This window comes from Pseudoduganella sp. UC29_106 (assembly GCF_044055365.1).
Taxonomy (GTDB): Bacteria; Pseudomonadota; Gammaproteobacteria; order Burkholderiales; family Burkholderiaceae_D; genus Rugamonas.
On the sequence record NZ_CP171976.1, the window covers coordinates 21,013 to 46,576 of the forward strand.

Annotated in this window: 36 protein-coding genes; 7 read left to right on the forward strand and 29 right to left on the reverse strand. The window is 53.1% G+C overall.

Annotated features, from left to right (window positions below; translation table 11 throughout):
• Window positions 1-8: 8 nt before the first annotated feature.
• The 18 genes from ACHMW6_RS00135 to ACHMW6_RS00220 form a co-directional block, all read right to left on the reverse strand.
• Entirely contained in the window at window positions 9-419 is a 411-nt protein-coding gene (locus ACHMW6_RS00135; protein WP_395398706.1) for a hypothetical protein, read from the reverse strand.
• Window positions 420-426: 7 nt separating this feature from the next.
• Window positions 427-909, reverse strand: a complete 483-nt coding sequence (locus ACHMW6_RS00140; RefSeq protein ID WP_395398708.1) for a hypothetical protein — start codon at window positions 907-909, stop codon at window positions 427-429.
• A complete protein-coding gene (locus ACHMW6_RS00145; RefSeq protein ID WP_395398710.1) occupies window positions 881-1,666 on the reverse strand; it encodes a TrbI/VirB10 family protein in 786 nt (261 codons plus the stop codon). Before ACHMW6_RS00145 ends, ACHMW6_RS00140 begins: the two co-directional genes overlap by 29 nt.
• 599 nt (window positions 1,667-2,265) lie before the next feature.
• On the reverse strand, window positions 2,266-3,114 hold the full coding sequence (locus ACHMW6_RS00150) for a TrbG/VirB9 family P-type conjugative transfer protein (RefSeq protein WP_395398712.1): 849 nt from the start codon (window positions 3,112-3,114) through the stop codon (window positions 2,266-2,268).
• A gap of 12 nt (window positions 3,115-3,126) precedes the next feature.
• Window positions 3,127-3,255, reverse strand: coding sequence for a hypothetical protein (locus ACHMW6_RS00155; protein WP_395398714.1), 129 nt, complete (start codon window positions 3,253-3,255; stop codon window positions 3,127-3,129).
• Entirely contained in the window at window positions 3,252-3,917 is a 666-nt protein-coding gene (locus tag ACHMW6_RS00160) for a VirB8/TrbF family protein (RefSeq protein ID WP_395398716.1), read from the reverse strand. The genes ACHMW6_RS00155 and ACHMW6_RS00160 overlap by 4 nt, the downstream gene beginning before the upstream one ends.
• 19 nt (window positions 3,918-3,936) lie before the next feature.
• On the reverse strand, window positions 3,937-4,692 hold the full coding sequence (locus ACHMW6_RS00165) for a hypothetical protein (RefSeq protein WP_395398718.1): 756 nt from the start codon (window positions 4,690-4,692) through the stop codon (window positions 3,937-3,939).
• A 5-nt stretch (window positions 4,693-4,697) separates the two neighbouring features.
• Window positions 4,698-4,907 (reverse strand): hypothetical protein, encoded by a 210-nt coding sequence (locus ACHMW6_RS00170; RefSeq protein WP_395398720.1) that lies wholly within the window; start codon window positions 4,905-4,907, stop codon window positions 4,698-4,700.
• Between the two features lie 162 nt (window positions 4,908-5,069).
• Window positions 5,070-5,837: a hypothetical protein gene (locus tag ACHMW6_RS00175; RefSeq protein ID WP_395398722.1), complete on the reverse strand. Its 768-nt coding sequence runs from the start codon at window positions 5,835-5,837 to the stop codon at window positions 5,070-5,072.
• 11 nt (window positions 5,838-5,848) lie between these two features.
• Window positions 5,849-6,343, reverse strand: coding sequence for a hypothetical protein (locus ACHMW6_RS00180; protein ID WP_395398724.1), 495 nt, complete (start codon window positions 6,341-6,343; stop codon window positions 5,849-5,851).
• Window positions 6,344-6,350: 7 nt separating this feature from the next.
• Window positions 6,351-7,016: a hypothetical protein gene (locus ACHMW6_RS00185; protein WP_395398726.1), complete on the reverse strand. Its 666-nt coding sequence runs from the start codon at window positions 7,014-7,016 to the stop codon at window positions 6,351-6,353.
• Window positions 6,944-8,437: a hypothetical protein gene (locus ACHMW6_RS00190; RefSeq protein WP_395398728.1), complete on the reverse strand. Its 1,494-nt coding sequence runs from the start codon at window positions 8,435-8,437 to the stop codon at window positions 6,944-6,946. Before ACHMW6_RS00190 ends, ACHMW6_RS00185 begins: the two co-directional genes overlap by 73 nt.
• Window positions 8,438-8,507: 70 nt before the next feature.
• The gene (locus ACHMW6_RS00195; RefSeq protein WP_395398582.1) at window positions 8,508-8,831 is read right to left on the reverse strand and encodes a hypothetical protein; all 324 of its coding nucleotides are present in this window, start codon (window positions 8,829-8,831) and stop codon (window positions 8,508-8,510) included.
• The gene (locus tag ACHMW6_RS00200; protein ID WP_395398584.1) at window positions 8,828-9,163 is read right to left on the reverse strand and encodes a hypothetical protein; all 336 of its coding nucleotides are present in this window, start codon (window positions 9,161-9,163) and stop codon (window positions 8,828-8,830) included. Before ACHMW6_RS00200 ends, ACHMW6_RS00195 begins: the two co-directional genes overlap by 4 nt.
• A gap of 493 nt (window positions 9,164-9,656) precedes the next feature.
• Window positions 9,657-10,751, reverse strand: a complete 1,095-nt coding sequence (locus tag ACHMW6_RS00205) for a CpaF family protein (protein WP_395398586.1) — start codon at window positions 10,749-10,751, stop codon at window positions 9,657-9,659.
• Window positions 10,751-12,652, reverse strand: coding sequence for a type IV secretion system DNA-binding domain-containing protein (locus tag ACHMW6_RS00210; RefSeq protein ID WP_395398588.1), 1,902 nt, complete (start codon window positions 12,650-12,652; stop codon window positions 10,751-10,753). The genes ACHMW6_RS00205 and ACHMW6_RS00210 overlap by 1 nt, the downstream gene beginning before the upstream one ends.
• A gap of 2 nt (window positions 12,653-12,654) precedes the next feature.
• On the reverse strand, window positions 12,655-12,870 hold the full coding sequence (locus ACHMW6_RS00215) for a hypothetical protein (protein ID WP_395398590.1): 216 nt from the start codon (window positions 12,868-12,870) through the stop codon (window positions 12,655-12,657).
• Window positions 12,857-13,561 carry a hypothetical protein gene (locus ACHMW6_RS00220; RefSeq protein WP_395398592.1) on the reverse strand — a complete coding sequence of 235 codons (705 nt, stop codon included), beginning with the start codon at window positions 13,559-13,561 and terminating at the stop codon, window positions 12,857-12,859. The genes ACHMW6_RS00215 and ACHMW6_RS00220 overlap by 14 nt, the downstream gene beginning before the upstream one ends.
• Window positions 13,562-14,898: 1,337 nt before the next feature.
• Here ACHMW6_RS00220 and ACHMW6_RS00225 point away from each other — a divergent pair.
• Window positions 14,899-15,180, forward strand: coding sequence for a hypothetical protein (locus tag ACHMW6_RS00225; protein ID WP_395398594.1), 282 nt, complete (start codon window positions 14,899-14,901; stop codon window positions 15,178-15,180).
• A gap of 385 nt (window positions 15,181-15,565) precedes the next feature.
• A complete protein-coding gene (locus ACHMW6_RS00230; protein WP_395398596.1) occupies window positions 15,566-15,940 on the forward strand; it encodes a hypothetical protein in 375 nt (124 codons plus the stop codon).
• Window positions 15,941-16,261: 321 nt separating this feature from the next.
• On the opposite strand, the gene ACHMW6_RS00235 is transcribed toward ACHMW6_RS00230, so the two are convergent.
• Both ACHMW6_RS00235 and ACHMW6_RS00240 read right to left on the reverse strand, forming a co-directional pair.
• Entirely contained in the window at window positions 16,262-16,546 is a 285-nt protein-coding gene (locus ACHMW6_RS00235) for a hypothetical protein (RefSeq protein ID WP_395398598.1), read from the reverse strand.
• Complete coding sequence (locus ACHMW6_RS00240) at window positions 16,519-16,803, reverse strand: hypothetical protein (protein ID WP_395398600.1); 285 nt, start codon at window positions 16,801-16,803, stop codon at window positions 16,519-16,521. Before ACHMW6_RS00240 ends, ACHMW6_RS00235 begins: the two co-directional genes overlap by 28 nt.
• A gap of 557 nt (window positions 16,804-17,360) precedes the next feature.
• Here ACHMW6_RS00240 and ACHMW6_RS00245 point away from each other — a divergent pair.
• The 3 genes from ACHMW6_RS00245 (at window position 17,361) to ACHMW6_RS00255 (ending at window position 18,576) form a co-directional block, all read left to right on the forward strand.
• Window positions 17,361-17,690 carry a hypothetical protein gene (locus ACHMW6_RS00245; RefSeq protein WP_395398602.1) on the forward strand — a complete coding sequence of 110 codons (330 nt, stop codon included), beginning with the start codon at window positions 17,361-17,363 and terminating at the stop codon, window positions 17,688-17,690.
• Window positions 17,639-18,007: a hypothetical protein gene (locus tag ACHMW6_RS00250; RefSeq protein WP_395398604.1), complete on the forward strand. Its 369-nt coding sequence runs from the start codon at window positions 17,639-17,641 to the stop codon at window positions 18,005-18,007. Before ACHMW6_RS00245 ends, ACHMW6_RS00250 begins: the two co-directional genes overlap by 52 nt.
• Window positions 18,008-18,162: 155 nt before the next feature.
• The gene (locus ACHMW6_RS00255) at window positions 18,163-18,576 is read left to right on the forward strand and encodes a hypothetical protein (RefSeq protein ID WP_395398606.1); all 414 of its coding nucleotides are present in this window, start codon (window positions 18,163-18,165) and stop codon (window positions 18,574-18,576) included.
• A 368-nt stretch (window positions 18,577-18,944) separates the two neighbouring features.
• Here ACHMW6_RS00255 and ACHMW6_RS00260 read toward each other — a convergent pair whose 3' ends face one another.
• Complete coding sequence (locus tag ACHMW6_RS00260; protein WP_395398608.1) at window positions 18,945-19,421, reverse strand: hypothetical protein; 477 nt, start codon at window positions 19,419-19,421, stop codon at window positions 18,945-18,947.
• A gap of 128 nt (window positions 19,422-19,549) precedes the next feature.
• On the opposite strand from ACHMW6_RS00260, the gene ACHMW6_RS00265 reads away from it, so the two are divergent.
• Window positions 19,550-19,873 carry an H-NS family nucleoid-associated regulatory protein gene (locus ACHMW6_RS00265; RefSeq protein WP_395398610.1) on the forward strand — a complete coding sequence of 108 codons (324 nt, stop codon included), beginning with the start codon at window positions 19,550-19,552 and terminating at the stop codon, window positions 19,871-19,873.
• Here the strand turns inward: ACHMW6_RS00265 and ACHMW6_RS00270 are convergent.
• From ACHMW6_RS00270 to ACHMW6_RS00290, 5 genes are all read right to left on the reverse strand, one after another.
• Entirely contained in the window at window positions 19,863-20,510 is a 648-nt protein-coding gene (locus ACHMW6_RS00270; protein WP_395398730.1) for a recombinase family protein, read from the reverse strand. The two genes, ACHMW6_RS00265 and ACHMW6_RS00270, sit on opposite strands and share 11 nt — an antisense overlap.
• A gap of 172 nt (window positions 20,511-20,682) precedes the next feature.
• Window positions 20,683-21,144 carry a hypothetical protein gene (locus ACHMW6_RS00275; RefSeq protein ID WP_395398612.1) on the reverse strand — a complete coding sequence of 154 codons (462 nt, stop codon included), beginning with the start codon at window positions 21,142-21,144 and terminating at the stop codon, window positions 20,683-20,685.
• Between the two features lie 113 nt (window positions 21,145-21,257).
• The gene (locus ACHMW6_RS00280; RefSeq protein ID WP_395398614.1) at window positions 21,258-22,268 is read right to left on the reverse strand and encodes a CAP domain-containing protein; all 1,011 of its coding nucleotides are present in this window, start codon (window positions 22,266-22,268) and stop codon (window positions 21,258-21,260) included.
• A 73-nt stretch (window positions 22,269-22,341) separates the two neighbouring features.
• Entirely contained in the window at window positions 22,342-22,620 is a 279-nt protein-coding gene (locus ACHMW6_RS00285; RefSeq protein ID WP_395398616.1) for a hypothetical protein, read from the reverse strand.
• A 46-nt stretch (window positions 22,621-22,666) separates the two neighbouring features.
• Window positions 22,667-23,125, reverse strand: a complete 459-nt coding sequence (locus ACHMW6_RS00290; RefSeq protein ID WP_395398618.1) for a lytic transglycosylase domain-containing protein — start codon at window positions 23,123-23,125, stop codon at window positions 22,667-22,669.
• 427 nt (window positions 23,126-23,552) lie between these two features.
• Between ACHMW6_RS00290 and ACHMW6_RS00295 the strand changes: the two genes are divergently transcribed.
• Window positions 23,553-23,675: a hypothetical protein gene (locus tag ACHMW6_RS00295; protein WP_395398620.1), complete on the forward strand. Its 123-nt coding sequence runs from the start codon at window positions 23,553-23,555 to the stop codon at window positions 23,673-23,675.
• Window positions 23,676-23,917: 242 nt separating this feature from the next.
• Here the strand turns inward: ACHMW6_RS00295 and ACHMW6_RS00300 are convergent, their stop codons facing one another.
• The 3 genes from ACHMW6_RS00300 to ACHMW6_RS00310 are packed head-to-tail and all read right to left on the reverse strand — an operon-like array spanning window position 23,918 to window position 25,556.
• On the reverse strand, window positions 23,918-24,406 hold the full coding sequence (locus ACHMW6_RS00300) for a hypothetical protein (protein ID WP_395398622.1): 489 nt from the start codon (window positions 24,404-24,406) through the stop codon (window positions 23,918-23,920).
• An 8-nt stretch (window positions 24,407-24,414) separates the two neighbouring features.
• Window positions 24,415-24,993 carry a hypothetical protein gene (locus ACHMW6_RS00305; protein WP_395398624.1) on the reverse strand — a complete coding sequence of 193 codons (579 nt, stop codon included), beginning with the start codon at window positions 24,991-24,993 and terminating at the stop codon, window positions 24,415-24,417.
• Window positions 24,990-25,556, reverse strand: a complete 567-nt coding sequence (locus ACHMW6_RS00310; protein ID WP_395398626.1) for a hypothetical protein — start codon at window positions 25,554-25,556, stop codon at window positions 24,990-24,992. The genes ACHMW6_RS00305 and ACHMW6_RS00310 overlap by 4 nt, the downstream gene beginning before the upstream one ends.
• Window positions 25,557-25,564: the final 8 nt, after the last annotated feature.

The following is a 25,564-nucleotide window of genomic DNA, read 5'->3' on the forward strand; positions in this document are numbered from 1 at the left end:
CTAAAGGGTTACTGGTTGCCGATAAATTCAAAGGTAATCATGCGGTTCTCGCGGTCGATGACAAGCACCGTGTCATCGCCTCCAACGATCAGCAGGGCGTCTTCGATGGTTTGCAGCGAACCGTCTTTGTCCTGGCCCAGTAGCGGGCGAGTCAGGATGCGGCGCGTATCGTTCGGGTTTGCCGGGCTCAGCACCAGTTTGTATTGGGCAGTCTCCAACAGATATTGCGCGGCTTGCTGTACGGTTGTGACATTTGGCGGGAACTGCATCACCACGCGCAGGCGCAATGGGTCCAGCGGCTGCCGGGCCGCGATGCGGACTTTCGGGATGGAACGGGCTTCCTCGCCGTTTGCGTGAGCTACAGGGAAGGCGATGAGCGCCGCCACTAGCACGCAGATATTTTTCAAAACAATCATCATGGTTTTGTCAGAATTCGATATAACTCAGCGATGCCGCTAGGGCGATTGCCGCAGTAATTGAAAAGGTGACGGCCAGTGGAAAGCGCCGTGCGGTACGTTCATGCTTCCATCGAAATGCCGGTGCACAAGCGATCAGCAACATCAGGCAATACGGTCCGACGATCCCGTTTAACATCTGGGCATTCCCTTGCGCCGACAGCACAATCACCCACGCGCTGACGAAACTGCAAAGAGGGAAAGTAACTGCAAGCCGTGCTTCGTTCTTGCTCATCTGAAAAACAACTTCATCGGACTGCTTAGCCTGGCTGTACAGCAAATACGCCGACAGGAGAACCGCAACAGGCATGACGTAATAGGCGGCGAGAAGGCTCCCGATCAGCATAGGCAGACTAATGACCAGATGGGGGAGTGCGCCATAACGAACAACCTTGGGCAGCTGCTGGTAGCGGTCAAGCACTTTGTTACTGACGGCGCGTATAGTGGCTTTCATCGATCTTTTCCCAGGGGGTTACGTAAATGTCTTCCTCAACGAAGATTTTGACCGGCGTGCCAGCGCGGATTCGTACCGTGGGCACAATGTTCAAAAACTTCTCCGCAAAGCTGCGGCCGGCGTCACGGCTACGCGATGTAAATTCACGTGCGAAAGCGTCACGAGAGGAATTCGGTTCCGCACCGTAGTTGCTAAACGATGGGCCAAGACCGATGATTGCGTAGGCCGCCACGCCCATAAATTGAGCCAAGAAATGTCGGTCCACTTGATCTTTCAGCGCCGCCACACCAGCAGCATCCATGCCAGCCGTGCGTTTAAAGTCAATGCGCTTACCGTCTGGGCGAATGGCCCACAAGGGGACTGATCCCATGCGATTTTGGATGTTCTCATTCGCGCCAGTTGCACGCATCGATTTGCCAACAATCTTGGTGCCAGCAGGGAATAGCACGAAGGTCATCGAAGGATCGTAGACAGGGCGTTGCAGTAAGGCCCACCAGTTGCCCGCGTAGTCGCTCACCATATCCATATCCAGCACGGCCGAAAATAATCGAGCCCGTAGGCAAGACTTCTTCGCCTGGGCGCGGGCCTGCGCCGCTTGGGTCACGTTGTTCTCGGTTGGAGGCAACTTCACCGAATGAACCGTTCGCATCTTGATCGCCGTTATCTCGCACAACCGCAGACGATCCAGACGTGATCGGTACAGCACCAGTTGCCTTGAATTTCGCCAGATCGATTCCGGCAGCGGCAGCGCGTTCATACAGTTCACGTTTCCGGGCTTCGAGTGCAGCTGGCGCCGTAGTGAGCTTGGCGATCCGCTTGTCCACTTCGGCCAGTTCTCCAGCGTTTGTAAGTTCCTTTGCGCCCTGTTCCTGTTCTGGCTTCGCGCCAGATCGGCCCAGGTGGCCCGCTCCAGCCATCAGCACGCGCTTACGCTCAGCGATTCGGAAATCTTGTTCTGCGGCCTGTACGGCATCTGGGGCTACGCCATCAGTAGCGGCGCCAGGTGCGCCACTTTCAGCCATTACGTCAGCCAGCAATCCTTTGCGTTTTTTCTGGGCTCGCTCCGCCTCAGCGTCCGCCGCGTTGTTGGATGCTGATTGTTCTTGCGCCTTTGCGAAATCGGACAGGCTAGATTCTGGGCGCGCTTCAGCTGCAGCGGCTTCCACCTTGGCCTGTTCGGCTTCGCGTTTCGCTTGGCGAGAGGTGCGTCCACTGGCGCTGATGTACGCTTGCAAGATCAAACCGACGACAACCACGCCGACAAGGACAAGGGCTACAATTTGCGCCTTCTTCTTGTGCGTCGTTTGGCTGCTGCCGGAATCTTCTTGTGCGTCCTTTTGCAGTTCGTCAGCCATCTTACTTGCTCCGGCGAGTTACAGTGATTTCAGAGTCGCCCGCGCGCAGTTTGAACTTGGGATACACACCAGCGATGCGGTATTCGCGCTTAGCTGCGTCATACACCTTTTCCAGCACCTCCGTGGTGCCATCGATTTCGGCCTGCACGGAGAGAATGCCCCGATTGTCGGATTTCAGGCGAATATAGGTAAAACGGCCATCATCCTGAACAGAATCAATGCCGCTGGTCGCAAACCAGCCAGAACCCTCATCCCAGTCATAGGCGGAATAGATCGTTGATCGGTAGGACTTAACTGCCATTTGCGTTTGTCGCTGTGCCTCGGCCAGAGCTTGCTGCTTTTCCTGTTGTGCATTGACCAGCTGCTGCTGGAGCGCGTTCACTTGGACCGTTGCTGCCGCGTCTTTGGCCTCCCATGCCGCCCGGTTGCCAAGCGAGTTGTTGGCCTTGACCTGAGAACAGTGGCTGGCCAGCTTCGCTACCCGAACCACCCTGAATTCATAAGTGTTGCCGCTTGCACCAACCACGGTAAGTGTGGTTTCCGCGCCCTCCGGTTCCTTGGTTTTTGGTTTGATGAACACATGGTTTTTGATGAGATTCTGTTCCCAGAGGTCTTCACTTCCCCACACCATGTCCAGCCCTTCTTCCGGCAGGATGATGTGGCTCTGCTTATACATCTGTGCTTCGATAACCAGAATCTCGCCAGGCGTCCAGTGGAACACGTTGCAGCGCGTTTGCGCCAAGATGCCCGATGACTCGGTGGGTGCAGCTTTGGCAGCTGCTGCCTGGGCGGTCGAAGTCAACAGCGCCGAAAGGGCAAAAACGATGGCAGTTTTATGAGCGATTGGCATGTTTGTCATTTATCAGAATTTAATGTTCTTGCAGTCAGCATCGGAAACAGGGGTCGGGTCGTCGCGTTTCGATTCACGAATGACGCCAATACCCATCGGGTTGTAGCGGAGTTCGTCATTGCGTTTGACGACTTCTTTCATCGGGCGGAAGGTCCACAGCAGCGTGATAATCTTGTTGGAGCAACCCATAATCTTGTTTTGAGAATCGCGGGTTTGTTCCGTGGCAAACACAAGCGTCGAATACTGCTGCTCCTTACGCGTATGGGGAGAGGGTCTTTATCGACCATTTGCTGCTCTCGGTAGTGCATGATGATTCGTTTGCAGTCTTTGCAATCGATGAGGGCGGTTGCAACGTCTGCTGCCCGCTCCCTTTCCATAAAGTCCTGCTGCAGATCCGGCTGCATCATCAGGCGTGCGAATCCGTAGTCGGTGAGGATGGATTCCTTACGCTTCGAGTATCGGCGTTCGACATACTCAGCCAGGCGGGCTTCAAGATTGGCTTCAAAGAAGTTGACGGGCTTTTCGTCGTCCGCAATCTCAACCGCAGTAGTCCCATTTGGGCTCAACTTCACATAGGCGACGCGGACGTTTTCAGCAAAGCGCTTGTCGGCAACATGCCAGCCATTCGCACAGAACGCGGCCATTGCAATTGCCGCAACCGCAACAATGAACCAGCGGTTGCGGTCAGCGCGGATCTCGCTAATTGTCGAAGACATGCGCCCCTTGAGGCGCTCTTGTTCCATAGTGGAACCGATGAGGCCACCTGGTTCGATGGCGCGTTTTTTGAAAATTTTCTTGAACATACGAGACAGCTTTAGTGAATTAGATGATGGCAGAAGTAATTTTCGCGGCAGCGCGGGAGGCGGCAAGGATCGAAGAGCCCATACCACCACCACCTGCGCCGGCTACGATGCTTGCCGCAAATTTGCCGGAGCTAAACAACGCGAGGATGCCGATGAACATAAAGGTAATCAGGCCCATCATTTCGAAAATGCTGCTGAACTGCGGTAGCTCGATGGTCTGCTGAGCCCCGGCCGTGAAAGGAATGCCGATGCCGAGGTAAAGAGCAATCGCGCAAGCGACCATAACCACATTGATCCTCGCGATTACGTAGTAAACGATCCAGCCCAAAAAGAACCGGAGCCATCCGTCAAACATGAAGGAAATGGGCTTGAGCAACAACGTCGGGACAAACATCAATCCGATGAGCTTTGCAAGCGTGAAGCCCCAGAAGCCCCACATGATGCTCACGTAAGAAATAACGCTGAGTAGTAACATGGCCAATGAGAGAGTCCAGACGGTCAGCGCCTGGATTGTTGCTTTCACCGGATTGAGAATATCAAGCACTGAGAAGGACATTGCGCGCACCACATTGCCAATAAACTTCGGTGCGAAAAACGCGTCCTTGGTGCCGATCATGCCCTGCTGAAGTCCGCTGGCCATTTGCTCAGCATATTCCCAAAGTGCATCGGTTAGCGGGTCATAGGAAGCACGCATGACCTGTACCATCAATACCAATAGCACGGCCGTGTGAATGTCGAGCACGTTGGCGCCGCCCATCGCGTACTTGGCCAGCACGAGTATCAACAACGAGAATGCCAAAAGATAAAAAACCAAATCAACGCCCAACGCAAAATCGGGGTTTGGATTCCGGCAGTGGTGAGTGCGTGGATCTTGGCGACAAAGTCGTTAAACCCGGTTAATACCGGACCGGTCTTCGACGGATCAGGAGGGGCCGCGACGGCGTACTGTGGCAACACCGCGAACATAGCTGCCAGCAGAAAAGTACGCATATTTCCGAAAGTTTTCATCGACGCAAAAAAAATAGTTACCCCACAGAATTATAGTATTTTTTATCGACTTTATTCAATAAAAATTTCAATAAACTATGGGGCGTAGTTTTAGCGCGCTAAAGTCAGCGCGTCATCTTTACAATTGGAGCCTCGGACTCTGCTTTAACTTTTGCCAACCGGTCTAGCTCCCGCTTCCGGTCCTCTTCTCTCGGTTAGCAGACGGGTACGCTGCTCTTCCATGTTTTGCAAAAGGGTCGTCTGCGTTTTGATCGAGTCTTCGCCCTGGGCGTAAGCAATGCTGTTTTGCGCAGCTAGTACATGAAGTGCGCCCACCGTGTTGTTCTCTTTCAGCTGGGACATTTCCTTGGTGACGGCGTTGGCCTGCTCGGCGCGTCGCTCAGCGTTGGCGCGGGTGAGGGCCACCTGGCGCATGTTGTCCTGAACACGGTCATACTGCATCCGATCCCTGCTTGCCTCCAGCGTCATTGCTGAGTCTTGGCTTAAGCCTACGCGCAGAGCATTGCTTTTCGTTTCAGCTGCTGATCGCGGCACGCCACCAATCGACGTGCTTACAATGTCGTCGGAGAGGCGGTAATAGCTTCCTGCATTCGGGTCAGCAGTTACTGACTTGCTCATCAGGGAACGGCCGTAGTCTCGGACGTTGCTCAGCAGCTGCTGCTGCAGGCGCTGCTTCACTTCATCCCGTACTTGACCTTTCAGCTGCTGCAGGTTTTGTAGCTGCAGCCGGTAGTCTTTCAGCTGCTGCAGGGTTTGCATGTTCAGTTGGCCCAGCTGCTCGATCTGGTTCAGTTCCTGCAAAATAGCCTCTGCCAAATTGGCATAGTCGAACACAGGCAAACCTGCATTAGCCGATCCGACCGCGAACGCCAACGAAATGCTGAGTGCCGTCATCTTCAAGCGTTTATTCATTTGCCTCTCTCCTAATTAGTCAAAGTTAGTCGTGAAAGAATGTCGTCCTCTGGCTCGCGAGAGAGGACAGGGGTTAATTGCTCAATGGCAAGCTGCAAACCTTTGTCAAAGCCGTGCTCTTTCACAAGTCGATCACGCAATGCGGCTTCTTGTGGGTGCGAGGTATTGGCCACGCGCTGCGCCGGCTCCACGTCAATAACGACTACCTTACTTGTCCCGATTTCAGGCTGAATGAGATACGCCTCCTTCTGCGGAACCAGATCACGGATTGCTTGTAGCTGGCCATCGCTGAGGAATGGGAAGGCTTTTTTGTAAAGCTTCTCGTCCAGCTCCGGATCGGAGAAGAAGAAGAAGGTAGTAGCTGCACTGCGCAAGACGGCCCAGTCGCTCAGCGCACACAACTCAGACACCGATTGCGTCCATAGCTGAACCGTACCGAACCACTTGCCCCAGGTCCGGACCCAAGTTACGACTTTCTCTGGCATACCTGGCAGAGACAACGGCAAATGCGCCTCATCTATGTCCAGAGTTTTGGGCAAATGACGGATGGCGGGATCTTCGAAATGCCTGCGTAATCCGATAGAGGATATCGGCCTGGATTGGACGCAACAGGCGCAGCTGGTCTTTGACGTTCTGCAGATTGAACACGCCCACGCGCTTTGTCAGATGGCCGATCGCGTCATTCTGATTGTCAAATACATGCGCGAACCAACCGGCGCCGCTGCCACGGTTTTTTGGACTCTCACGTATCCAGCGGGCAAACTTCGTCTGCAGCGTCGGCGGCATATGCGCAACCAGCGCCGACATGGTTTGCAGTTCTTTAGGCAGCGCTAAAGTGGCGTCGATTGCCTCGTCCAACCCTTTCTGTTCATGGTCGTCTATCTGGCGCTGCGATTCCGTGTCATTCGCTTCCAGCATCAGCTTCAGCACTTCGATCAAGTGAATCTTGAACGACACATCATCCTGGCCGCGGGCGCTAAAAAATAGATTCGCACCCGACTGGTCATCCTTTGCAGCACGCATGATGCCGCCATCCTCTCCGAACAGGCCAGCAATAGGTTCACTTCCAGGGTCGATATCAAGCGCTCGGTAGAGGCCGCCATATTTCAGCGTATGCGTTGCCAGCGTGTTTTTTGTAAAAGTCTTACCTTTACGAATTGGCCCAACTCCGATGACCATAGCCCGACCGTTAATGAAAGGGCTGTAGTGGAACGGCGTGCCGTCCTTCGATTGGAAGATATATGCTGCTTCCTCATCCGCATATCGGGGACCACAACCTGGCCTTCCGATGATTGGTAAATCAGAGAGCCCGCCGCAAACTGGCTGGAGGTAAGGTGTAATGTACGGAAAGGCTTATGGCCGTTACCTGGCTGCATAGAAGCGAAGGCATCAGGCGCCTGTAGGCTTTCCCAAGTAACGTTAATGTGCGCGTTTCCTAACGCGGCTTTGAGCGCAGTTGCGGTATCTTGAATAGCCTTCGGATCACGCCCAAATACACACACCAGACTTGATCCAATGCCCCAGACGTCGGACACGCTTTCCGCAATTCCGAGTTCGGAAATCTTCTTTCTGATGCTTTCTTTGAGATTGGCGTTTTTTACTTCCTCGGACTGCTGTTTGCCAGTAATCACCGAGAAAAGATCAACCCTCGCGCGGTCCAGTTCGCGATTCTTCGCGCCGAAGAACAACTCTGTTGATGCTTCGGTTCGCGGCTTCCACCGGGTCATAATCAAATAATTGCCTGGGAGTCGTACCGGCGCTTTGCTTTGCGCCGCCCAAAGTCCCGGCTGCATAAGGCCGCGTTTTCGTGAAAATCGCCGCACTGAGGCGAGCTTTGCATAAACGTTTGTGACTCCGGAAATCTTCAGTAGATCTATTTGGCCAATGGTGACGGGCACGACGTCCCCTGGGGACAGCGCGGCATCCATATCCTCTTCAGGCACAGCCTCCGTCAAGCCTTCTTCGTGCGATTGTGGATCGAGGCTCGCGATGAACTTCATATGAGCCCATTGCTCCTGCGTGGTGAGCTGCTTGACCTTGAACAGCCCACCCCACTTCGCCAACACCTCGGAAATGCCGTCCTGCAACAGCTTCGCCTGGCGGGCCAACTCCGAACGGTCCAGAAGGAAATTCTTTTCCCAGCTGAGCGCGTTTTGCAAAATGGTGCGGCTGCGCTGGGAGAACATCGCCATGCCGCCATGCCGCAGCAAGCCCAGCATATCCAAATCATTCAAATTCTCTGACGGATCGATTTCAAAGTAGTGAACAATTCGCGACCGATTCAGGTTTTTGGAATTCAGGTAGGATTCGCGTTGCTGGGAGAGGGCGTCAGAACGCGGATCATCCCGGCGGCGCACTTGAACCGAGCTACCGTCGGAATGTTCAAAATATTCAGTAATGGTGACTGACCGTGGCAGAGCACCGATGATTGATTGCGAAATCGCGCACAAACCTGCGTGATCGGCAGCCGTAAGCCCATCCGGGTCGCGGCCAGATAATTCAATCGCCCCGATCAGAGTTGAATATTTTGTAAGAATCAGAAAATTATTGTAGGGCTCGATCGCCGCAAAATTGGCCGAGGTAGGTCCTGCATTCTTCAAGGGAAACTCCAACTGGAACAGGGGAGGGGGGTGAGCAGGCTTTAGCGCGCTAAAGCCGCCTTATCAGTGGTTAGCCAACCAACGTCGAGCAGAACGTGCCAATGTTCAGGATTGCAAAGCCAGCGACAACGATACGGGCCAAATTGGCCATGATGCCTTCCTTCGGCATGAAGGCCCACGCAATCCAGATGAGCAAGGCGCTGATGACAACTGCGGCCGTTGCAAAAGGCCCAGTCATAAAGTCGAGGTAGTTCTGCCCCCAAGTAGTGAGCTTCTGGAAGAGGGTGCCGCCCCCCGTAGGAAGGATCGGCCCCGCTGCAGCACTCAGCATCACGCTTCCACCTGCGATAACGCCGGCCACCGACCTTACTAAACCACCAATATGAAATTTCATCTTTCTTCCTTATCAATAAAAACAACTTGCCGAACAACATGCTCCCCGCCAATCCAACGGTCCTTGTGCCCTGGCATCAAGAGCCTCAGCCACCCATCTAATGCCTTCGGATCATCCTCGTGAATACTGTGCATAGTGAGGAAATAGACGAGTGCGAACAGAATCCCGATGTACCAAAGAACAGCTACGCCGAGAATGAGGGACATAGCTGCCCCTCCGTAGAACCATTTAGAGGGGATGCCTAGTTTCAGATCCTCGTCGTTAATGGTCGAAACGTGCCGAAGTGCATCTTTATCCAGGCGCTCGTTGCTCTCTTCGATCTCGTTGTCCAAAATAAAATCCTCTTTCAAAAACGGTCACATTTTTCAGCAGAGCAATAGTGTATCCCAGAAGCACTATTTCTTACATGGATTCTATCAGAATCAAACTTTTTTGCATAATTTCTTAGTGAAATAACTATCGAGATAAGTTAGACTTTGCGGACTTCAACCTGTATAAAAGCAAGTTCATGCCCAAACGCCGAAAAGTTGTAATCGATGAAACAGAGAACATGAGCAGGAACAACACGAAAATCGTCCGTTCCTGGTCCACTACACAATTCCATTCCGAAGAGCTAGAACGCATAGGACGGAAGATCAAGACCGCTAGTGGCGCACACTGCGACAAGTCGAAGATCCTAAATGCCTTTATCGAACTGCTAATTGAAAGCGAAAGTAATCTGAGAGTTGCCGAAATATTTGATAACACGACACTAAAAAACGAACTGATTCATGCAATAAAAAAGGCGTCCCAAGGACGCCTTTAGCACGCTAAAGATGTACGGCCTTACCCAACGGAGAGGCCGTATTTTTTTGCGATGTTGAACAATCGCGGTGGCCGCTGACTGGCGATGTACGCCTGCTTATGCTCGCCCTTGATGTAGTCCCAAGTGAACAAGGGATTCAGCTGTCCGTCTTGAAATTCATGCACGGATACGATGCGTTTCCCATGCTTGGGTGTGTGTTCGCACTGGATAACCATGTCGAAATTGTCATCAATCTCATGCTTGATCGCGTCGTAAGGAATGCGAGTGTCGTTGGACAAAAGCATGTTGATTAGCCTGGTGCGAGCATGGTCGGCGCTATTCGCGTGCAACGAGGAAATGACCCCCTTGTGACCCGTATTCAAGGCCAGCATCAACGCTGTAGACGCCTTGGGCTCCCGCACCTCACCAACAATCACAGTTGCCAATTCCTGACGCAGCGTATTCACCAGCAGGTCTTCCATCGTGATAGGCCGCTCGCCGGGCTTCAAGGCCCGCCGCGGCGCCTCCATACCGACAAGATTTGGCTTGTCGATTTTCAACTCAGCAGTATCCTCGATGACGCCGATACGATGCTCATCAGGAATCAGATTAGCAATGGCATTCAGGATCGTCGTCTTGCCGCTGCCAGTTGCACCACTGACAAGAATGTTATATTGACAAGCCGCCGCCAATTCAAAGAAACGGAGCATTTCTCCGTTTAAGGCTCCCTTATCCAACAAATCGCGCACGGTATACCGCACCTTGGGGAAGATACGGATTGTCATATTGGAGCCGCGATGAGCTGTCGGGGCCAGAACAGCATTTACCCGCGAGCCATCAGCCAGCCTGGCGTCAGCGATTGGCGCGGTCTCCGCATCGATATGCTGCCCTAAGTTGCCGATTACTTGCGTAATTGCTCGGACGAGCGTTTTTTCATCTGCAAACTTGGCCTCGGTCACTTCCCACATACCGTTTTTTCGGATCATTACATGATCGAATCGGTTAATCGCAATCGATGTAACAGCCGGGTCTTGAAAAAAATGCGCAATAGGCCGCAAGTAATACTGAGCCAACGACTCAGCTGTATCCACCATTGCCGGCGCCACCACGGACGGATTTTGTAAATCTGCGCTCATCAAACCTCCGCATTCGATTGTCTGTTATCCGCTTGCTGCGTAGCCGACAGCTTAGGATTGGACCGCATACGCGGTCTTTCCGAAGTCTGAGAACCGGCCGCCTCGGCGCTCAGCCCGGCCAGATCCGCTCTGGGCGTAGACGTCGCGGCGGAATGAACGGAATCGGTCTTAGCGTCCGAATCCGCTTCCTTCTCTCGCTTCTCCCATGAGCAAACAGACTGGTCCACGGTAAGCCAGCTCGAAAACATTACTTTCGGCAGTGCTTTAGGCTGGAATAAAACGCCAACCCTCTGCTGCAGCTGGAGGAATACATTGGCGCTCAAGAATGGCACTTCAACCCGATCAATTGCCCTTGTGTCGTCCCATGTTTCACCCCCCAGTCGATTTACCTTTACCTTCTCATTTCGTGCCTGAGTAATCCACTTTGTACCTGTCATTTTTTCGGCCCACTCGGCTGTGTACTCGTCTGCGGCACGATAAATGAGTTTGACCTGGCAGTTCACCTTGACGCTGTTTTCAAGTGCCTGGGCATTAATAGTCTGGTCTTCGATATTGAGGAAGTCGGTCAACGCTTGCGTAGCCAAAATCATGTTGGTCCGCATTTCACGACTTGTTGCCAGCCCGTCGGCAATTTCCTTAGAAATAAGAAAACGAGTCTCATCAACCATCAAGGTAATTTGCGACGTTCGCTGATTCACCAAGCGCTTAGCTTCTTGAAGTATTTCAGAAATATATGTGCGCGTGGCCCTTTGCACTACACCATCAGTCAGAGAACCTTTCACATAAATGACAGCGTTATTCATAATCGATTGCTCAATGGAATGCCCTTTCACCTTCTTGGGATTGGCCGTGAATGTGGAAATCTGCGCCCATTCCTTCAGGCCGTCGCGCAACGAAGAAAGGTCAGCATCACCCAGGATCGCTTGCACACCTTCCAGCATGGCCTTAATCGTCCCATCCGTGCGCTCCAAGACCTGATCAATGATAGAGCGCTCTTTCGCCTTGTACACATCAGCATTAGTACCTGATGCTTCCAGCTTATAGGCCGAAATCATCCGCGCGCGGCGATCACGAATTGAGCCACCGCGGAATGGGTCCCAATTCCCCTTGCCATCAGGATTCAAATCAAGATAAACGAAAGGAACACCGGCACGCTTGGCCTCGTTTTGCAGAATATAGGGAATGCGCTTATCTTCCTTGGGATCAACATACGCCGTGCAGTTACCAAATCGAATGGACTGAGTGAGTATCACGCCAGCCTCAACACCTTTACCGAAGCCAGTAGGCCCGATAAAGGCCATATGCGTTTCCTCAAACGCGTTACGCTCTACATAGATCGGCTGATTCTGTTCATCCAGGCCAATGAAGTAAAAGCCATCCTTAAAATACTTTTCTGGATCGAATTCCTTGGGCTCATATTTGCTATGTTCTTCGCGAACGTCAGAGGCTTGATCGACGTGCTGATTAACCCGAAACCTTCTTTTGAGATTGGACAAATATGGCTCACCGTAGCGATGCCAACAGAAATTTACTGTGACGCCAGCGATGATCGCCGCAACGGGCAGCGTCCAATATATCTTGAAGGCATCCCACGCCCATTCTTTGAAAAGATTGGAAACCCGCAAACGGTCATCGCCAGCAATCGCGCCGAAAAACAAATACACCGATATTGGAGCGACAACACCACCAAGCCCAAGCAATAACAGTGACGCGAAACGCAATTTCACCAATAGTCGATCGGTGAGTTTGTGATTATCTTTCTCGTCCAACTCCAAAGGGTAAAAGTGAATCACGCAAAGCAAAAATAAAACGCATGAAAGAATGATCCACCAAGTAGGATCTGACCACTCAAGAACGTGCTGCAGGAATCGGTACGCTTTTGCCTTAAAGTTTTCTGTCACAATCAGGTTCCTTTAGAAGAATTCTTCTGCTTTATGCTCTCCAGTTGTTTAAGCGAGCTGGTCACGTCCCGCTCCAGCGCCCGCGCAACAACTCCGGAAGGGTCATAAACCACACCCAACTTTTTAGCCGCCTCACGAACCTCATCAATCTTATCGTGCAGGTCGCGGGGGATTTTTACGCTAAATGATAGCTGACTTTGCTTTTCACGAATTGCCAATTTCGGCCTCCTTAATCAACATACTTAATTTCTTTCCCTTATCCGGTAGCCGGCGCACAAAGCCTAGACCCTTCGGTATCTCAGGCATATCGCCAACACCGCTTCTGGTCCACTCGGCCTTGATAAGCTGAGCAAATTTTTTTATTTGCTCACGAACGCCTGCAAAGGCCGGGCTGCGCCAAAGCGAGTCAATCAAATTTCGCAACTCATCAGCCCTGTGGCGCCGAATGGCCATGACGACCATATTTCGCAATTCGTCATATCTGGCGCCGGTATATCGCCAGGTCCAAGAGGGTTTCGCATTACCGCTGCGAATATGGCGAACCAACTCATAGCCAGAAATTGTAATTCGGTCCTCGATCGGGTCAAGCCATTTCTCGTTACCGGCGTAAGGAGATTGCCATTTCCCTTCTGTTACTAGCAAAACCCAAGTTAGATGCGTGGTGTTCTCCTGGGATAGAAATAGCAAACGAGAGGAAGCATTACCGCGTTGGCGCTCTCTATGCGCCGTCACCTTATTCGCAAAGCACGAGTAGTTCAGGTCCATCTTCGCAGCAAAGTAGGGCGCCTTGTCTATGGAGATCGTGCCCAGGATGTAGCGGCTATGGTTCGAGCGAACGAGGTCCGAAAGTCTCTGCATGAACACGGTTTTTTTCGTAAAAACAAAGGGGTCAACGAGGTTTTTTCGCATGAGCAGTGAAACCAAATATATAAGAATAAGGACTTTGTGAACCGGAATTTATTAAGATTCCAATGTATTTTACAACTTGTATTACAATGCGGCAACGCCAGGGGGCTTTGTCACCCTCACTTATGTGTAACGTAACTGGGGGCGCCAACCCCCGACCGTTATGCGCACAGGCAGCGGATGCTGCCGTAACTCAGGTCGCCAACCTGAGCTACACCGATGAAGCGTGGTGCTTTTAACGAAGCTCGCCATGCTACGACGAGCGCTGGGAGGTGTAATCCCTCCCTTCGACTCAATCCGGATTATTGGATTTGAATATTGGGCGACACGGAAACGGACACCCTGGTAACAGGTGTGATCCTGCCGTAAGCGAAGTGGTGAAAATCCACCATTGGGGATGCTCGGAAGGGTATAACCAATGCCGAACGTGTGGGCTGCTGAGGGCACAGTAATGTGTCAGGGATTTGAGGGGAAACCTGGAAAATCCGGCACCATTCGGCGCAAGCTAAATGGGTCGCTGTATAGCTCAAGCATGTAGTTGTAACCCCGTCGATAGGCGAGGGTGCATTTCGGTAAGTAACACGAGGGATTGCCGCGGCTTCAGTCCGTTGGTAAATCAGAAGGTGGAAGTTTGGCAGACGAGTAAGGGAGCGTTTTTGGAATCTTTAGCCCCTGAAATCGAATCTCGTAAGAGATAGAAAGCCGAAAGGCTAGTTTGTGAAATGAGCCTGATCTCGTTGTGTTTCGACGTTTGCGGCTAACGTGGGAATCTCCGACTGTCTAGCTGGGTGGCACCAGCTGTAGTAGATAAGGGAGAGGGAGACTAGCTGAGTAGTGTTTGAAAGTATTGGCTGACTGATTTCAGGTCAATATGAGTAACGAAAGGCTGGATCGGTGGTATTTGTGCGCTTAACCGGGCTTGGCGGCCCGGGACGCGTTGTTTGGCGTAGTGCCTCACCGTGACTGGTGATGAGTGGGGGCTTGGCGGCCCCCACACTAAACAAAAAGGGTAGCGAGTAATCGAAACCCTAGCCCACCAAGTAGCATTAGGTGGATTTGCAATAAAGAGGCTGCTTGTAGCGAGTATGCCGCAGTAGGAAGGAGGTCTATGTGCGAGATCGCCGTGGCCCAACCTACTCGGTTGTGGCCACATTAAATACTCATCACCCTACCCAACCGGGTAGTTAAGTTGGGACTTATATTCCGACTGACTGTGAGAAATCACAGGTAGTACCGTGGCCGGTAGCCTGGCAACCAACGCCAGATCCCTTTCGGGTCGAATGTGGGTGATGCTACTTTTTTGAAATTTTATTTTTAACTTAACTTTGAATGGAAATTACATGAACTCAGATGACTTTAAAGATGAGCTGAAAGAAGGAAAGTTGTATAAATTTGATGGCGTCAATCTCGTTGAACTTGAGAAAGATGATTCTGTCATCAAGCTCCCGATAACGAAGGAGGCTGATCAGGCAGTTAAGAAAGTTAGGAACGACGTAGCAAAGGTTCTTAACATTCGGTCTGAGCTTTCTATCGTTGCTTCGGCTCTGCTGATTGAGGGAGCAAAGAGCGATAAGGTTGTGGAAATTGTCCGCAGTTATGGGGCGAAAATCTATCAATCTTAAAACTCGTCGCACCGCTGTAACCCGTTCATGGTGGGTCATAGTCCCTCTGGGGCTATGACTGGAGTAAAGCCATGAATGGGGCTTCAAAAACTGGCTGCAGTTTTTACCGCAGTTAGAGTATCACTGACCGCCTCTCAAGCATTTGCTTGAGAGGCCGGTCTTTCACGTTAATATAGATTCCTGCAAATAGTCCAAATCTAGAATGGATTATTTACAGGGTTTTAGCACGCTAAAATCGTATCGCAGTGAGTCGCAGAAAGATTACAAAGTTGTTGACTGATGGCAATGAAGTGTGTTCTAGTATCGCCGTGGTCTATCGATAACCTTGCTACTGGCGGGGGTCGAAAGACCACCCCGGTAGCTCCTTAATTTAATGGAGTGAATCATGATTAACGCAACTACCACCGCAAACTTCGCGCTGTTCAACCGCAAGGCGAAAGACACGGACGAGGAAGGTAAGGAATACCCGCTCATGACTGGTGCAATTAGCACTGACGATTGGGAAGTAAGCGTGTTTGCTTACAAACGCGTTTCCAAGCAGGGCCGCACCTTCCTCAGCCTGACAATTCGCAATGATGGCGATGAGCAAACCTTCACCGGTATGCTTTTCAAGGACGAGAAAAAAACTGATGCGTACTATGGCTTCATCGAAGAGCAATTCTTAGATGTAGTGGACGGCGCAATGTTTATACGAAGAGCGACTGGCAGCTGTCCGTTCGTGCGAAAGTCACTGAGTCGCAAAATCCAAACTCTGAAGTGAAGTTCTATATTTCGGGCAGCGTTTATCCTAGTAATTCTCGCGCATCGGCTAATTCGGCTGCACGCGGAACTTCTGAGGAAAAAGTCGCGTTCTGATTTTTTCAAATCCGGGGCCTATGTAGGCAAAGCCTCACAAAAGCCGGAGTCCTTATGGACTTCGGCTTTTTCATATTTGCAACCGCTCGATGCGCACCTGCTGCGGAGCCTCGGCGGGCGCGATCGGCGCCGACCTGGCCAACTCCCCTACCTGTTTGTGAAAATGCCCTGTGGTGCCGCCTGCGCGGCGCTGGCCACCTGGCCCGCGCCGGCATGTGGCCGTCGATCAGCACGCCGCCTTGGGCGGCGTCCACCAGCTGCAGGGCGAGGACAGTTTGGGATTACGGCCGCGGCGCCAATCGGCTCCGGATCTTCCAGCAGCGCCGCCGGCGGCGGCCAGCTGCTCGATGCGCGCTCGCTGCAGGTCCTGGGCGGCGCGATCGGCGCCGACCTGGCGAACTCCCCCGCCTGTTTGTGAAAATGCCTTGTGGCGGCGCCTGCGCGGCGCTGGCCACCCGGCCCGCGCCGGCATGTGGCCGTCGATCAGCACGCCGCCCTGGGCGGCGTCCACCAGCTGCAGGGCGAGGACAGTTTGGGATTACGGCCGCGGCGCCAACCGGCTCCGGATCTTCCAGCAGCGCCGCCGGCGGCGGCCAGCTGCTCGATGCGCGCTCGCTGCAGGTCCTGGGCGGCGCGATCGGCGCCGACCTGGCGAACTCCCCCGCCTGTTTGTGAAAATGCCTTGTGGCGGCGCCTGCGCGGCGCTGGCCACCTGGCCAGCGCCGGCATATGGCCGTCGATCAGCACGCCGCCCTGGGCGGCGTCCACCAGCTGCAGGGCGAGGACGGTTTAACCGGGCTCCGCTGTGCTCTACAATTCAACCAATCAACTTCGGAGCGCTTTATGAAATTTCCTTTCTCGGCCCTTATGCTTGCAGCCAATCTTGCGTTCACTTATACGGCAATCGCGGCGCCCGATCCTGACGCCAACTGGCATGTAACGGGGACTGGGCAACTCACGTGCGGACAGTGGACTCTCGCGCGGGAGCGCAAGCAAGAAGCGCAGACTAATCTTTTTGTGCAGTGGGTAGTAGGCTGGACCGTTGCATATAACTATTACGAGACGGAGAACGGGAAGCGCAGATATGTGAGGCAACCAGATTTTGATACGGTTACTGCCTTCCTCGACACATATTGTCGTGCTCATCCGTTGACCATTGTAGCGATGTCAGCCGCAGAGATAGTTGAGCAACTTGGCGGAGCTTCCGCTCTCCATAACACTCGGAAACCCGGCCAACATTAGCCACGGATGGGAGGTAGGCCAGAAACTTGCGCGTGCGCCTGCGCACCGACCGAATACAGGGCGCTCGTGCATGCTCTGTAGCGATGCTCACAATTGACACCCTACGCCCCCAGTTATTAGATCAGCGCCGCCAACCGCCTGAGGATCAGTCACGCTACGTCGCGGAAGTGAAATATGACGGCTGGCGAGTTACTGCTGGTTTTGGTGAGGGTCGCAGCCAATTGCGAACGAAGGAAGGAAACGATTGTACGCGCCGATTTCAGGAGGTCAGCGACGCTCTTGCCGCATTGCGTTGGGGGGCAACCATTACGGACGGCGAAATGGTCGTCCTCGATGAAATGGGCGCAGTAACTTTGATGCGTTGCAGGCCCGAGCGCAGCACGGGCGACGCAAGACCGGCGACCCGACCGTGATCTATTGCATTTTCGACTTGCTAGTAGAGCGGGGCAAGGATATCACTGGCCTACCTCTGACAGATCGAAAGGCACGGCTAGCGCGATTGTTGGCGGCGCAAACCGTGCCGTTCACCCTATATGTCGAGCATGTCAGTACGAGTGATGTTGCACGACCGATTTCATGGCTCTACGACTGGGCGCTGAAGATTGGATTAGAAGGCGTAGTAGGGAAACTGGCTGACTCGCCGTACTTGCCTGGCGAACGCAGTCCGAACTGGTTTAAGCTGAAGCGACCTGGCGCCGTGCCTGCAAACCGCTTCAAGAGGACGCGATGACTTCTTACCGGATCTGAATACGAGCGCACCCGCTGCAGATCTGGGCGCCGCGGTGGTCCCCTACCTGGCAGAACCCTCGACCGGTTTGTAAATACGCTCAGCCCTTCCCTTCGCCGCTCTGCTAGAATAACTGTACATACATACAGTATTCGATTATGCACGTCCAGCTAACCAGACTATTCCAGAACGGCACACCACTGGCAAACGGAACGCGGGGGATTCCGGCGATTGACGGCGATCTCAACTTGTCGGAACAAGCGTGCCCGATCTGGCAACGCTTCGGCAAGCAAGCAAGTCTCAGCAGGGACGGATTAAGGGGGCATCTTGTGCCGCAGCTATTCGATGCCGAAGTTGTTGAACTGGTCGAAAATCATTTGCTGCTTTCCGGATTTGAAATTGATCCCAGCAACAACACATCAACCGCTCAACTCTGGTCATTGGTCTTACCGCCTGGCCCGATTATCTGCTTGCGGCTCTTCGATGATGAGGGTCGACCACTGCCAAGGCATCGCCTCGCCATGCTGCAACCTGACGTCGAAGGCGAACTGCGAATGACTCGAAAAATATGATCGTCTGCTGCAGCGAACAGTGATGATGGCGGACATACGGCCGATAAATGCCGGTCAAGAGCCGCCTCTACCTCTACGCGACGCAAGGCTTTTATGGCTCAGCGATAAAGCCCTTACGGTTACGGGCATGGTGGTGGCTGAAATGGGGCGCAGAACGGCCGCTCAAACGTGGTATATCGAGTTTGTAAATGCGCAGCGCTGTCCTCCAGTGCGCGCCGATGCCGATGTACAAGGCGCAGGCTTGGCCGGCGTCATTGACACCGATCTGACCAACTCCCCTGCCCGTTTGTAAGAATGCCTTGATGCTCCGGATGCGCAGCGCTGGCCAGCTGGCCGGCGCCGATCCCCTCTGTTGGCTATCCCTACGATTATGCCGCCTCGGCCTCGGCGCGGCCTGGTCGCTGGTAGTGGATAGATTCAACGATCTTTTTGGCTACTGGATGCCAGAGCGGGCGACGATCACTCGCGCGAGCGATTATGCCCTGGAGTCCGGTGGCCAACAGCTCACCCGGCCGATGGGAACTAGCGTCTTTATGCGTTACCACCAGCCGGAGGCCGAAACCGGCGCATCCATCAATGGCACGCTCAACGAATACTGGGATCGTGTCGCACTGAATCTCGATCCAAGTATTCATGCTTTGGTCGAATCGCGTTGCCGACATAAGCGCTTCGGCCAGCACATTTGCCGCGTCCTCGCCGTAGTCGTGGCGCTTGATGGGGAACCACGTAAGCATTTCGTCGTCTTCATCGGTGTCCAAACCAATGCTTCCAAATAGAGCCGCAGCGCGGTTAAGATTGAAAGCGTCATCTTGATTAAAAGCCATCTGTTCTTCCTTATCTGGCATGCGGCCAGCAACTTGGTTTAACGTTCAAATAGTATATTTCAAGAACATGCACTAACAGAGATGAATTCCACTTTTAAAAATTCAAGTAAGCCGTTAGAGTACCGATTCTCGACTATATGGAGAATACCATGACAGACCTGTCCAAAATGTCCCTCAAAGAACTGCGTGAGCTGAAATCGAATACAGAAAATGAAATTGCTGCGCGTATGAAATCGGAAGTCGAGAACGCACGTTCTCAAATTCATCAAATCGCCGCCAACCTGGGCGTAAGTGTGCAGGATCTGATCGGGGGCAGCCTGAAGGTGAAACCAGCTGGGAAGTCCGTTCCGGCCAAGTACCGCAACCCCAGCAATTCGACGCAAGTATGGACAGGCCGTGGCCGTCAACCTCAGTGGGTTAAGGACGCCTTGGAGAGCGGTAAGGCTCTTCAGGACTTGGAAATCAAGAGCTAAGCGCCTCAGTCGTCCCCTGGGCGCCGCGCCTCTTGTGCAGTGCCCAGACCCTCTTTACCGTTGCTAATGCGCAGTTTAATTCCTTCGCCGTTTTTGTTATCGATTTCCCCAATAGCCTCTTCTCGATAATTCTTTCATGCAGTTCAAGGTTTGGCGCCCTACCCTTATACCTTTCCTCCTTCAAGGCTTCAATGATTCCCTGTCGCTGTCTTTCCCGGCGACTGAGATAATCATCGCGAGCAACTTGTAACGCCACTTTCAACAACATTTCTTGCACCGATTCCAATACGATTTTTGGAATACCCTCATGTTCAGCCGCCAACTCCGACAAATCGACAATCCCCGGAATTGATAAGCGAGCACCTTTATCGCGAATTGTAAAAATAAGCTGCTCAGCTTCGGCCAGCGGCAATCGGCTGATGCGGTCGATGCTCTCAGCAATAAGCACCTCGCCTGGTTGCAGATCATTAATCATCCGAAGCAATTCCGGACGGTTTGCGTGCGCGCCCGATGCCTTCTCTCGATATACAGCTGCCACATAAAAGCCCGCAGCCTTGGCCTCGGCAATCAGCACTTCTTGTCTTGTCAAATCCTGCTCTGCCGTGCTGACTCGCAAATAGATTCGTGCAACTCGCATGGGAATGTTTTCGTGACGCGGTACGTTAATGGAAATATCAATTGTTGCCGCATAGAAACAAAAAGACGGCTCAGATAAGTATACCCAAAAGAGCCCGAGCAAAACCGGGGAGGCTCGATAAAAAAGGCGACTCAAACGAGCCGCCTTTTGTGAGCCTACCTAAATGAGCCAATTACCTAATTGCAACTATTTCACGTTGCAATGAGGCAATGTTTGTCCGATGCCGTTGAGTAGCGTCCGCATTGTTTTCGCGCTCGGCTTTCGTGAGGGCTTGCTGTTCAGCAACCAGCTCGTCCTTCAATATCTGAAGCCTATCCGCGTCCCTTCGTTTTTGCTCGACCGGGTCTACTTTCGGAAAATTCCTCGGCGCCACTGTCGCCCCTGGAGCCTTCGCAACGTCGCGACGGACTTTAGGAAGCGGCTCCCCTGGATCAGTCGCAGGGGAAACTTTAGGAGTAGACGGGAAATTGGTAAACGTGACTTGTCCCGTAACTGGATCAACGCGCCGGTAGACCTCCGCGACTGCCATCGAACTTACTGTCAGCAGTGCCACAGTGACCAGCTGATATTTAGAAAAACAACTCATCGTGAAATCGACGTAACCGCTCTTTTCGCTTACCAGTCGCGCGGGCATCGCGCTTGATCATTCGCACAAAAAGATAAACCAGCAAAATTAAGGATGCGGTAGCAAACATAGAACACCTCCACTTTTAGCGCGCTAAAGCCCTCCACCGCATCCGCTCGCGATCACTTGGCGCGAGTGGTAAAGGACCAGTTTTTCGTCACAGTCTTGCCATTTACCGCGCCGGAGAATTGAACGTTGTAAGTGGTCGAGGGCTTGAAGGCCGCATTGCCGACCAAGAACGCGGTATTCGCGGCGAGGTATTTATTCGGGTCGTTATCCTTCGTAAGCAGGCGTGCCGGTACTGCCGTGCCGCCAGCTTCGGTAATGGTAAACGAAGTCACTGACATGGTGCTGCCTTCAACCGACACGATGCTTACCGGATAACCAGTCTTGGTCGCGAAGTCTGCGAATGCAACATCAGGAACCGGGTTAGGAACTTCCAGCGACATATTCAAGCCTACGCCCTGCTGCTTGTCCGACGGGTAAACACCTATGAAGTCTCCAGCGTTGGCTTGGCCGGTCGTCTTAAAGCCGAATTCCATAACGATCGTCTGATTAGCATCCGTGCCAACGGCGACGCCAATATCGCGCGGATATTGGAACATCAGACCACTACGGTGATACACGCTACCGATCAGGTCTTGCAGCCCCACCAGTGCACCATTACCGAGGCCGAACGCGGCGCTTTCGCCTACGTACTGACCGGCGTAACCAGCAAAGCGTGCGCGATCTGCTTCCTGTACGCCAGTAAAGCCGGGGCGCAATGCATCCTCGATGTGGAACATTGGACGGCCGGACTTCGGATCGATGGCGTACACATCCACATCCTTGTTCAGCCCCTGATACTTCAAATGGTTCTGTGCTGCCGTGTCCAGGTTCGTACTTTGCGCCAGCAGGCCCAAGCCCACCGCTGCACGGAAGTTATTGTAGGACGTGACGAACGAAGCTTCTTGCGAGCCTGCGGCATACGTCATTGCTGGAACCGACGTCTGCAGATCGGACGATTGCACAGGCGGCGGGGTCACTACTGGAGGCGGCGTTACGGGAGTCGTCGCCGTCGATCCGCCACCGCCTCCACCGCAAGCAGCCAGAACGGACGAAACCAGCACAGCTACCAAAGTCTTCGATTGCATAAATCACCCTTCAAATGTTGAAAATTGGAAACCCATAAATTCAGTGTACACCTATTTTGTGGAGTGCGTCCACTTAATTGTGAGTTTCTGTAACTTGCTTCAAAACAACGTCTAACGCCTCGTGCTTCAGCAGTACATCAAGCACTTCGCCTGCGGTTTGAACCTTCAAACTGGCCACCAGATCAGTCAAAAATTGCCGCGTTTCTGGCTTCACCCAGGTGCGAAGTTCCACCTTTCCCTGCTCCTGCTTCTTGGCCCTATTCTTTACTTGGGAACGACGCTCTTGCTCTGCTCGCGGAACGCCGGAGCTTGGCCGGCCAGCTTTCCGTCCGCCTTCTTCATCGATTGGCATGATTGCCTCCTAGTAAAGTAGATAATTATATTGCATTGAAGAAATTTCAGATTGGCGCGAGAAACTTCCTAACATACCCATTTTTGAAACCGTCGATATAGTTCCCAGTCGCGTAGCAGGAGGCCGCCCGCTTGAGGCGCATTTGCATAGGTAACGCCCCCTGCCCCGGATCGGCATCGAAACAGTCCATGAAGATCGTTTGCGCATATGTCATGTTTGCGCATGTATCAAACAGCTTATCGAACGTCACGCCCTTACTTTTAAAATGTTGGGAATGCACCTGTAATACGCCGCCCGCGAACCGATAGCCCCTCTTTTCCAATTCTTTTGCCGTCGCTATGGCCTCTTCCTTGGTCTTTGGCTGTCGCTGCAACTTGTCCCTACTGCTCAGGGCAATTGCATACGGATTAAAGCTTGACTCATTACGCGCCAAGCGCGCCAGGGTCACGTAATGGACTTCTGGCGCGCATCGCTGAGCTAATTCGATAAATTCAGCGGAAATCATGTTCGTGTTTCTTATTCGCAATTGCCGACTGGTGGATCAACCGAATCGGTATAGTACTTACCAACAACTACTGTACTGGCGTTGCACGAGGGGGGCGAATAAGTGGTCTGCCAGACAGTCCATATATACACACTCGATTGCGTATAGCCACAGGTAACACGCGGTTCAGGGCAACTAGCCGTAGGCGGAGGAACCGTGGGAGCTTTACATCCCAAAGAATTCTTAGGTCCATCCTCGTACGCTGGCGCCCCTGTCGGGCCGGATGGGCAAGTCTGGTGCGTTATCCAGTCAATAGTGCCGGTTTGCGGCGCCGGGCAAGCTTCCGAGTTTGCGGTGTACTTGTCCGTGCACGTTACTACCGGCGGCGGCGGAGTCACCGGCGGAGTCGGTGGTGGCGTAGCCGGCGGCGTACAGGTTGGGTAGTCAGTTGCTCCGTTGGCGCAACCTGGCGGTGGCGGAACAACCGGCGGCGGTGGTGGTGGTGGTGGTGGTGGTGGTGGTGGCGGCGGCGGTGGCGGCGGTGGTGGCGGAGCCTCGCAATCGTTGCTAATCAACGACCAGCTGGTATAGGTGACGTTGCCCCATTTGTCGGTAATCTTCGAGCGTTCATATTCTTTGCTCCCTGACCAGCCAGCCGGGCAAGAGCCGCTTTTGTATTCGTAGCTTACTGGCGGAGTAGTTGCGCTGGCCGCAGTGCTACCGACCCAATAGGCCGCCACGACAACCGCGGGCGTGCTGCCCAGCGGATTCGGCATGGTCACACCGTCGTTTTTCTGCAGAATGCTCGGATTGTCAGGCGTGTTGGACCAGCCGCTGCCGCTCTTGATCGAGTCGGCAATGCGCCTGGCCATGCCCACGTCCGGCTGGCCATTCGCCGTGCGGATCTGAGGCGGGAACACACGAATACCGATTACGCACTTCGGCGCAGTACAGCCAGCAGGCTGATTGGAAAGCTGAATTTGAATGGTGCCGCCATACAGGTTGCCATCTCGAGAAGCCAGCAGGCAGATAGCCTCCTGTCACCAGCTGGGCTACTGTCGGTGCCATCGGCGTGGTAAAGCCGCTAATCGCAGTGCCGGCCACCAGCTGCTGCTGATTGAGCTTCGCGTATTGAATAGCTCCCTTCAGCGTATTGTCGATCGGCGCTGCGCGAGAGCGCGCGTCCTGGGTTTGGTCATAGTCCTTTTTGATGTAGACCGCTCCGGCGCCGACTGCTAAAAGAGCGCCGATTGTAAGCATGGCGTTGAGAGTTATGAGGCCGCGTTGTTTTTGTAATTTCATTTACGATCCTATTTTGGAACAAAAATCAAAGCGCCAACCCGCGCGGGTTGCGCTGGATTGACAACAAACTGAGTCGCATTATTTCCAATACTGGCCGGATTGGCTATCGATGAGCATAAACCCGCATCGCCAATTTCATTAGCAATGGCGCACGCCCTTTTGCTATCCGGATTACCTTTCGCATCCTTGAGACTCGACGTTGTAAAGACATAGCCGGTAACTGATCCGTCAGGCGAAGGGTATACAATTTTAGTTGTCAGCCCTGTTCCGTAGGCTGAAACTGCGTTAATACCTGACGTGCTCAAGAATCCTAAATTTACCAATTCATTTAAGCTCGGTGCGTACTGATCGTTCACATACATAATCTCCTTATTCGACACAAGAGAACTTTTATTAGCCTTCGCATATTGCGCCAACGCACCAGCCACAACCCGCAGCGGATAACTATCGTTATTCATGCGCTGCTCATTGCGTACTTGATTCATAAATTTGAGCGCTATCGCTGCCGCTCCAAATGCGAGAGCAACGCCGAGAATAGCAATACCAATGAAGCCGCCCTGCCTGTGAGGTTTTTTAAAATTTCTCATGTCTGTTTAGGAAGGTAGGCCCAAGAGCAAACAATTGCTGCACCTGGCACTGGACTCTGCATGGTTTGAAAACCACGGCCATTCAATTGATTAGGGTCGGCCTGGCTCGTCCTCAGACCGCTACCCTGCATCGCGTCAACTACCGCTGCAGCGACCGCATACGAGGGCACGCCGGATACTGTGACGTTGGAGTTGCCACATGCCAGCCCGATCAGGTCCCCTGCCGTATTCTTGCGAACGAAGTAAACCAGCTGGCCGCCCATTGGCAACGTGCTAGAAACAAACTGCCCCAAGTAGCCCTTGCTCTTGAGCGTGGCTTCTGCGACCTGGCCTGACGCAGTGATAGAACTCGCTTCACCATTAAGATAGCTCTGCATAGCTTCGCTACCTACAAGCAGCTTCTCAGCCTGCTTGAAAGCTAAATTCTTGGTACGGATACCTTTTGATACCTCCACAACCAGAATGAGAAGCATCAGGGAAAGCGCAACCCCGACTACCAGATCAATCGTGCCAAAGCCTTGCTGTCTATTATTCATATGCTTGAAATGGTCGAAGGGCCGCAATGCGGCCC